At 61.4% G+C, this 7986-nt stretch carries 9 protein-coding genes; 5 read left to right on the top strand and 4 right to left on the bottom strand.

Going from position 1 to position 7986, the window contains the following annotated elements; all coding sequences use genetic code 11:
- Nucleotides 1–269: hypothetical protein (locus WBP53_RS11350; protein ID WP_423928977.1), on the top strand; the 269-nt coding region annotated here is incomplete at its 5' end.
- Nucleotides 270–328: 59 nt separating this feature from the next.
- Complete coding sequence (locus WBP53_RS11345) at nucleotides 329–604, top strand: GNAT family N-acetyltransferase (protein ID WP_423928975.1); 276 nt, start codon at nucleotides 329–331, stop codon at nucleotides 602–604.
- Nucleotides 605–607: 3 nt separating this feature from the next.
- On the opposite strand, the gene ppa is transcribed toward WBP53_RS11345, so the two are convergent.
- Nucleotides 608–1144: an inorganic diphosphatase gene (gene ppa, locus WBP53_RS11340; RefSeq protein WP_423928973.1), complete on the bottom strand. Its 537-nt coding sequence runs from the start codon at nucleotides 1142–1144 to the stop codon at nucleotides 608–610.
- Between the two features lie 281 nt (nucleotides 1145–1425).
- On the opposite strand from ppa, the gene WBP53_RS11335 reads away from it, so the two are divergent.
- Both WBP53_RS11335 and WBP53_RS11330 read left to right on the top strand, forming a co-directional pair.
- Nucleotides 1426–2646, top strand: a complete 1221-nt coding sequence (locus tag WBP53_RS11335) for a cation:proton antiporter (RefSeq protein ID WP_423928971.1) — start codon at nucleotides 1426–1428, stop codon at nucleotides 2644–2646.
- A gap of 126 nt (nucleotides 2647–2772) precedes the next feature.
- Nucleotides 2773–4242, top strand: a complete 1470-nt coding sequence (locus tag WBP53_RS11330; protein WP_423928969.1) for a dihydrolipoyl dehydrogenase — start codon at nucleotides 2773–2775, stop codon at nucleotides 4240–4242.
- 31 nt (nucleotides 4243–4273) lie between these two features.
- Here WBP53_RS11330 and WBP53_RS11325 read toward each other — a convergent pair whose 3' ends face one another.
- From WBP53_RS11325 to WBP53_RS11315, 3 genes are all read right to left on the bottom strand, one after another.
- Nucleotides 4274–5050 carry a TVP38/TMEM64 family protein gene (locus WBP53_RS11325; protein WP_423928968.1) on the bottom strand — a complete coding sequence of 259 codons (777 nt, stop codon included), beginning with the start codon at nucleotides 5048–5050 and terminating at the stop codon, nucleotides 4274–4276.
- 65 nt (nucleotides 5051–5115) lie between these two features.
- Nucleotides 5116–6813, bottom strand: coding sequence for a proline--tRNA ligase (locus tag WBP53_RS11320; RefSeq protein ID WP_423928966.1), 1698 nt, complete (start codon nucleotides 6811–6813; stop codon nucleotides 5116–5118).
- Between the two features lie 128 nt (nucleotides 6814–6941).
- The gene (locus WBP53_RS11315) at nucleotides 6942–7343 is read right to left on the bottom strand and encodes a DUF4124 domain-containing protein (RefSeq protein WP_423928964.1); all 402 of its coding nucleotides are present in this window, start codon (nucleotides 7341–7343) and stop codon (nucleotides 6942–6944) included.
- 180 nt (nucleotides 7344–7523) lie between these two features.
- Here WBP53_RS11315 and WBP53_RS11310 point away from each other — a divergent pair.
- Nucleotides 7524–7986, top strand: a 463-nt coding sequence (locus tag WBP53_RS11310; RefSeq protein WP_423928962.1) for a CDP-alcohol phosphatidyltransferase family protein, incomplete at its 3' end; no start/stop codon positions are given.

Below are 7986 nucleotides of genomic sequence, written 5' to 3'. Positions count from 1 at the left end.
GCACATTCCTGTGCAGCCTGAAGCTTGCCCTGATCAAAAAGTATCCCGGCTTCCAGCACGGCGCATGGATGGCCGGCCGGTCTGAGACTCTCCGCGCTGGAAAGAGAGTCGGCATTGCGCGCCGCGTCGGCGGCGCGATTCAGTCGCGCGAGTTCGACAACGCCATGTGGCTGCATGCCGGCGTTGATGGCCTGAAATCGAGCAGACTGGGCGTTGGCGCCGGGCAAATCGTGTCCATCCCCGAGCATGCGATGCCGTCGCCCGCTTGACTCTCCATGGGCAACCATCAACGCTAGGGCGCGACCCTCAACCCAACCCAGGAAACGCCATGGACATCGATATCCAGCACGAAGAATCCGCCAGCCGTTTCATAGCCATGGTCGAAGGCCAGGCCTGCGTGATCGACTACCGACTCGCCGGCGAGACCATGACGATCACCCATACCGGCGTTCCATCCACCCTCGGGGGCCGAGGTATTGCCGGCCAGCTCACCCGCTACGCGCTGGACACGGCGCGTGCAAGAGGCTGGAAGGTCATCCCGGCGTGCTCCTATGCCACCGGGTATTTCGAGAAACATCCCGAGTATCGGGATCTGCTGGCCTGATGCTCAGGCTTCGGCAGCGTTGTGCCGTTTGACGCCTTCGAGGATCTCGTTCTTTGCATCATCGGCGTTGCCCCAGCCTTCGAGCTTGACCCATTTGCCTTTCTCGAGATCCTTGTAGTGCTCGAAGAAATGGCCAATGCGCTCGAGCCAGTGCTTTGACACCTGATCGATGTCATTGATGTGGGCATAGCCTTCGAAGACCTTCGGAATCGGCACGGCCACCAGCTTCTCGTCTGCGCCGGCCTCATCGCTCATCCGCAATACGCCGACCGGTCGGCAACGGATGGCAGATCCGGGAACCAGCGGAAGCGGCAGGATGACGAGAACATCGAGCGGATCGCCATCGCCGCCAAGGGTCTGCGGGATGTATCCGTAGTTGCACGGGTAGCGCATCGGCGTGGACAGGACGCGGTCCACGAAAATCGCCCCGGTGGCCTTGTCGACCTCGTACTTGACCGGCTCGGCATCCTTTGGAATCTCGATGATGACATTGATTTCGTTCGGCACATCCTTGCCGGTTGAAACTAGCTGCAAAGCCATGTTGCGCTCCTGGGTTGGCAGGTTCCGCGCGCGTGGCGCGGTACGGGAAAGGGGCCGATATCATACGGGACTGGGTGCTGCAGTGCAGCATCCGGTGGACGGCGAAGCAGTCCGGTTCGCACGGCGGCGGTCGAGCTTGCATCGCCGGCAGCTGCCGAACAGACTCCAACGCCTGCAGGATCCCGCCCCGGGGTCCGCCCCATATCCCATTCGAATCCAACCAGGGAAACCTTGGCCATGAGTCAGTTCAGCCAGCGCGCAACAACCAGTGGGGCGGGCGCATGAGTGGACTGATCCAGGTCGTGGTGGTGTGCAGCGGGATCCTGCTCTGGGCGCTGGTGTCCCGCCGCCTGAGCGCGACCCTGATCAGCATGCCCATGATCTTCGTGCTGTTCGGCTATGCAATCGGTGGTGCGGGGGCGGATGTGCTGGGCTTGCGTGTGAATAGCTCCCTCCTGCATCACTTTGCCGAATTCACCTTGATCCTGGTCCTGTTCACGGACGCCTCCGGTGTCCGCCTGAGCGAGCTGCGCCGAAGTTTCGCCCTGCCTGCGCGCATGCTGCTGATCGGCATGCCGTTGACGATGCTACTGGGCATGTTCGTTGCGCACTGGGTTTCGCCGGCAGCACCGCTGCCCATGGCCTTGTTGATTGCGGCCATCCTCACGCCGACGGACGCGGCACTGGCTCAGGCGATACTCAGCAACAAGGATGTGCCGGACAGGGTTCGCCAGGCGATCAATGTGGAAAGCGGTCTCAACGACGGCCTGGCCGTGCCGGTCATCATCCTTGCGGCAACGCTTTCGGCCAGTCTGGCAGGGTCTGCTGACACGGGCGCGCCGGACAGTCTTGCCATGTTCATCCTGCTGCAATTGCTGCTGGGCCCGCTGGTCGGGATCGCTATCGGCTACCTGCTGGCAAGGCTCGTCGATCTGGCTGTCGATCGCGACAGCATCTCCGATGCCGGACGTGCGATCAGCGTGCTCGCAGGCGCACTGCTGGCCTTTGCAGTGGCTGAAGTTGTGGGTGGCAACGGGTTCATATCCGCCTTCCTGGCGGGCCTGACGCTGGGCAACACCTTGCGCTGCAGGCGCGAATTCATCATCGAGTTCATGGAGAGCGAGGGGCAGATCCTCACCATCCTGACGTTCGTGATGTTCGGCGCGGTCCTGCTTCCCATTGGCTTGCAGCACGCAACCTGGAAAACCGTGGTACTGGCATTGTTGTTCATTACCGTCGTGCGCATGTTGCCGATATGGGTTTCCCTGATCGGGACCGGTCTGCGACCACTGGAAAAGCTCAGCCTTGGCTGGTTTGGGCCGCGTGGGCTTGCTTCCATCCTGTTCGTGCTGCTGATCGACGAGCAATACACGATTCCGCGGTTCGACGAGATCCTGGCCTGTGTCGTGCTCACCGTTCTGTTCAGCATCTTCCTGCACGGAGCCAGTGCGGTTCCGCTGGCGGGGCTGTTCGGGCGTCTGCGTGGCCAGCGTCGCGAATAGTCCTCGCTACCGTCACGCGCACTCCCAGCGCGTGCCCGGACAGGAGGTGCTCGCGCCGCACGCTTTCGGAATGCGCGCGCCTGAGTCACTATCCGGTGTATCCGGCGCATACAGGCAGGAATATTCATGACAACCAGAAAGGTAGACGTAGCCATTATTGGTGCGGGGTCGGCCGGCATGTCGGCGTATCGGGAAGTCAGGAAGTTCACCGACAGCATCGCGTTGATCGAGGGCGGATCGTTCGGTACGACATGCGCGCGAGTAGGCTGCATGCCGTCCAAGCTGCTTATCGCACCCGCCGATGCGAGGCACCGGATGCAGGCCTTGCCCGAATTCGGCATCTCTGCCGGTGCAGGCGAGGTGGATGGCGTTGCGGTCATGCGGCGTGTGCGCGCAGAACGGGATCGCTTCGTCGGCTTCGTCATTGATGCCGTCGGCGGATTCGATCAGCGCCACATCCTGCGGGCGCATGCCGAGTTTGAAGATGCGCATGCATTGCGCCTGACATTATCCGGGAATGCAGACGACCCCTCATCCGAGGTGGACCACGTCGAAGCCGCGCGAATCGTCATCGCAACGGGTTCCAGGCCACGTATACCGGAACAGTTCGAGCCCGCTGGTGACCGGCTCATCGTCAATGACGATGTGTTTGACTGGCACGACTTGCCGGCATCGATTGCCGTATTCGGTGCCGGTGTCATCGGTATCGAGCTTGGACAGGCCTTGCACCGGCTCGGTGTGCGCGTGCACCTGTTCGGACGTGGGGGTGCTGTGGCCGGACTCTCGGACCCTGAAGTCCGCGACTGCGCCGCCCGGACGATCAGGGCGGAGATGTCAGCCAGCCTCGATGCAAGGGACGTTCGCATCAGTCGTGCAGGCGATGAAGTCGTTGTCGACTACATCGATGATGCGGGAAATCAGGCTAGCGAGCGCTTCGAGTACCTGCTGGCCGCGACCGGTCGCGTATCCAACGTCGATCGGCTTGCGATCGGGCGCAGCGGACTCAAGCTGGGCCCGCGCGGTGTTCCATTGTTCGATCCGCTGACCATGCAGACCAGCGCAAACCACATCTTTATCGCCGGTGATTCGGCAGCAGATCGTCCGATCCTGCACGAAGCGGTCGACGAAGGTCATCTGGCCGGGCACAACGCAGCGCGTTTTCCCGAGGTTTTCCGGCACACACGGCGCACGCCGCTGGGCATCACGTTCTGCGATCCACAAGCTGCCTTTGCCGGGCAACGCTACGAAACCCTGATCGAGGGCAAGATTGATTTCGCCATCGGCGAAGTCTCGTTCGAGGACCAGGGGCGATCCAGGGTAATGCTGGTCAATCGAGGACTGCTGCGCATCTACGGTGAAAAGGGTACCGGCTTGATCCTCGGTGCGGAAATGTTTGGCCCCGACAACGAGCACATCGCTCATTTGCTGGCGTGGGTCATCCAGTTGCGCAAGACGGTCGGCGAAGTGCTGGAACTGCCCTACTACCACCCGGTCATCGAGGAGGGCCTACGTACCGCCTTGCGCAGGCTCAATGAAGCCCTCGGGATGGGGCCGCATCCGCCCTTGCGCTGTATCGACTGCGGCCCGGGCGCCTGAGCGGCACCAGAGATGGTTGGGTAGCGTCGAGTCAATCCGGTTTCGAGTTGTTCCTTTCCGTATCGGATTCGGCAATGGCATTGAGTACGGCCTTGTGCGCGACTTTCGATACGAGCACAACGGCCAGGATGCCTAGTGCCGTGCCGCCGTAGACCAGAAGCCCATGTTGCCAGCCCTGTTGCGTGCCGTTGAATCCGTGCGCAACCAGTTGCTTGCTGGCATGGCCCAGGTAGACCTCGACAGCGACATGCGTGATCAGGACAAGGCTGGACAGGATGAATCCCGGGAATCGAACGCCTGCAGCTCCAAGCAGGTAGCTGATCGGGGCAGGGCTCAGGGGAGTCAGCCGCAGCAGGCACTGAAGGCGCAACTCGTTTCCGGTGACTGCCTTCTGTATCGAGCGCAGCAAGGGGCGTGACTGCAGCCAGCGCTGGATCGGTGCGCGCAGGATCTTGCGTGCCAGACCGTATTGCAGCGCCGCTGCGAGCAGGTTGGCGAACAGCATGATGCCGATGCCCCAGGCCAGGCCGAACAGTACGCCCGCGACAAAGCTGAAAAGGGATTCGGGAACAAAAACGGAAGTGCCGACAATGAATACGCCGACGAACGCAATCATTCCCCAGGGCCCGAGTTGCGCAATCCAGGCTTCGAACGCATGCAGATGTAGATGGGCTTCGTGGCCGATCAGGACTACAGCGGCGACGAAAAGGACCATGGCGGCCGCGAGCGGCACTATCGACCGCAGCTCACGCCGTAGCAGGCGCTTCCTGCGATCGGCACGAGGCGGGGATTCGCATTCCCCGGTCATGCCCGATTCCGGTCAACGAATCGAACAATGCAGCTCATCGATCACTCACGATTGGTCCTGCGTGGTCAGTCAAACATGGCGAGCAGTTCGTCACGCGACAGTGAGCGGTTCTCGGCCTCGCCGCGGCGGCGGTATTCATAGGTGCCGGCAGCGAGCCCGCGGTCGCCGATCACGATGCGATGCGGGATGCCGATCAATTCAGCATCCGCGAACATCGGCCCTGGGCGCAATCCGCGATCATCAAGCACAACGTCGATGCCACGCTCGCCGAGCTCGCTGTAGAGCCGTTCGGCCTCTTCGCGAACCGCTGCGCTCTGCGCCAGGTTGATCGGGCAGATCACCACCTGCCATGGCGCCATCGCTTCGGGCCAGAGGATGCCGGCTTCGTCATTGTTCTGTTCGATTGCCGCCGCAACGATGCGACTCACGCCGATGCCATAGCAGCCCATCGACATGACGCGCGCCTTGCCTTGTTCATCAAGCACGGTTGCGCTCAGTGCTTCGGCGTACTTGCTGCCGAGCTGGAATACATGACCGACCTCGATGCCACGAGCGATTGACAAGGTTCCGTTGCCATCCGGGGATGGATCGCCCTCGACAACCTTGCGCAAGTCGGCAATGCGCGTCATCCGCGCGTCGCGTTCCCAGTTGGCGCCACGAAAATGCTTGCCTTCGCTGTTTGCGCCGCAAACGAAATCCGCTACTACCGCGGCAGCGCGATCGACAATGACAGGAATCGAGTCAGGCAAACCTGCAGGGCCGATGAAACCGGGCTTGCAACCGATGTCGCGGACCAGTTCGGCTTCGTCGGCGAGCACGGAATCGCCCGGCAGTTCCTCGAGCCTGGCTGCCTTGATTTCATTGATCTCGTGATCGCCGCGCACGCACAACGCAACCAGGCCCGTGTTGCCGCGAACGATGATGGTCTTGATGCACTGTTTCGGATCGACACCGAGAAAAGCAGAAACATCATCGATGGATTTCTGCGTCGGTGTATCCACGGACTCCATGGCGGCACTCGCGGCCGCACGCTCACCCGTCGGGGCCAGCGCTTCAGCCTTTTCGACATTGGCGGCGTAGTCGGAGCCAGTCGAGAATGCGATGGCATCTTCGCCTGAATCCGCCAATACATGGAACTCGTGCGAGGCGCTGCCGCCGATGGCGCCAGTGTCGGCATCCACTGCACGGAAGCGCAGGCCAAGACGCGTGAAAATCCGCGTGTAGGTGTCGTACATGTTGCGGTATTCCGCAGCCAGGCAGTCCGCATTCACATGGAACGAGTAGGCGTCCTTCATCAGGAATTCGCGTGCCCGCATGACGCCGAATCGTGGCCGTATCTCGTCACGGAACTTGGTCTGGATCTGGTAGAAATTGATCGGCAGCTGCTTGTACGACTTCAACTCGTTGCGGGCGAAGTCGGTGACCACTTCCTCATGGGTGGGGCCATAGCAATAGCCGGCTTCCTTGCGATCCTTGATTTTAAGAAGCTGGCCGCCAAATTTCTCCCATCGGCCGGTCTCCTCCCACAATTCCCGAGGCTGGATCGAGGGCATCAACAGTTCGATCGCATTGGCGCGGTTCATTTCCTCGCGCACGATGCTCTCGACCTTGCGCAACACGCGCAGCCCCAGTGGCGACCAGGTGTATATCCCCGATGCCAGCTTGCGGATCATGCCGGCGCGCAGCATCAGCCGATGGCTGGCGATCTCGGCGTCGGCGGGAACTTCCTTGACAGTGGCGAGATGGAAACGGGACAGGCGCATGGGATCAGCTCGGTCGCAGTGGACCGGCGATTCTACATAAGCGCGGAGGATTGCACCGCGATTGCGGTTTCCAGAGTGGGAACGAGGGCCGGCCTCGCTGGCCAGTCACCCTCATTGAGCGGAACCAATCAGCTGCAAAACAGCTTGATCTGCTCCGTGGTCTTGTTGATGTTTTCCTGATAGCGGATCTGGGCTTCAGGTTCCGCATCATCGCCAGGTTTGCCGGCTCGATAGGTTTCGAGGTTCTTGCGCGCTGCAGCACAATTTCGTTCGATGTCTTCCTGGCTATAGCCAGCGGCCGCGGCCATCATCTGGCCTTCCTTGGGAGCTTCGTTGGCGGCCTCCATGCTTTCCTCGGTGCTGACGCCGCTGCGCACGTTCAATTTCTTGGCCGTGGGCGTATTCGGTGGCGGTGGCGTATCGGAAAAATGCTTGGTTCCGTTGGAATCGGTCCAGGAATAGACTTGCTGGGCGCTGACAGGGGCAGCACTCAGGCAGATCAGGAACAGTAGTATAAAACGGGGCTTCATGATGGTCTCCGCGTCGGTGCGAGCCGACAGTTGGCCCTAGGGCGTCCGGGGGGATTGAGCCGGCCGGACTCCCGGAATCAGCGCACTGGATAGCACTAGTTTCGTTATCTTACAAGCACTTCGCTGCCAAATCGTACAGATCAGTTAAACTCGACACACTTTTGACCACGGCATTCGGCAATGGATGAATCACCCTCCAGCCCGCGCAAGCGGCCCCGCGGAATCTACCTGCTGCCAAACCTGTTCACGACGGCGGCGATGTTTGCGGGCTTCTACGCGATCGTGGCCTCGATCGGCGGGCGCTATTCCGAAGCGGCGCTGGCCGTATTCATCGCCGGCGTGCTCGATGGTCTGGATGGTCGTGTCGCGCGCATGACCGGTACCCAGAGTGATTTCGGCGTCCAATACGATTCGCTGTCGGATCTGGTCAGTTTCGGCGTCGCTCCCGCCCTGGTCCTGTACACATGGTCGCTGTCGTCCCTGGCCGAATACGGCTCTCTCTGGGGCAAGGTTGGCTGGGCATCGGCCTTCATCTACGCCGCATGTGCGGCCATGCGCCTGGCCCGCTTCAACACCCAGGTTGGCGTTGCCGACAAGCGCTATTTCCAGGGTCTGGCCAGTCCGGCCGCCGCAGGTTTGTGCA

It is taken from the genome of Dokdonella sp. (genome assembly GCF_049593775.1).
In the GTDB taxonomy this organism is placed as follows: domain Bacteria; phylum Pseudomonadota; class Gammaproteobacteria; order Xanthomonadales; family Rhodanobacteraceae; genus Dokdonella.
The sequence above is the reverse complement of the archived record's forward strand: the minus strand, read 5'-3'. Positions and strand labels throughout refer to the sequence as shown.

What these genes read in the sequence shown, in the direction of transcription:
- WBP53_RS11345 (WP_423928975.1), top strand. Translation starts at nt 329, where the DNA reads ATGGACATCGATATCCAGCACGAAGAATCCGCCAGCCGTTTCATAGCC.
- ppa (WP_423928973.1), bottom strand. Translation starts at nt 1,144, where the DNA reads ATGGCTTTGCAGCTAGTTTCAACCGGCAAGGATGTGCCGAACGAAATC.
- WBP53_RS11335 (WP_423928971.1), top strand. Translation starts at nt 1,426, where the DNA reads ATGAGTGGACTGATCCAGGTCGTGGTGGTGTGCAGCGGGATCCTGCTC.
- WBP53_RS11330 (WP_423928969.1), top strand. Translation starts at nt 2,773, where the DNA reads ATGACAACCAGAAAGGTAGACGTAGCCATTATTGGTGCGGGGTCGGCC.
- WBP53_RS11325 (WP_423928968.1), bottom strand. Translation starts at nt 5,050, where the DNA reads ATGACCGGGGAATGCGAATCCCCGCCTCGTGCCGATCGCAGGAAGCGC.
- WBP53_RS11320 (WP_423928966.1), bottom strand. Translation starts at nt 6,813, where the DNA reads ATGCGCCTGTCCCGTTTCCATCTCGCCACTGTCAAGGAAGTTCCCGCC.
- WBP53_RS11315 (WP_423928964.1), bottom strand. Translation starts at nt 7,343, where the DNA reads ATGAAGCCCCGTTTTATACTACTGTTCCTGATCTGCCTGAGTGCTGCC.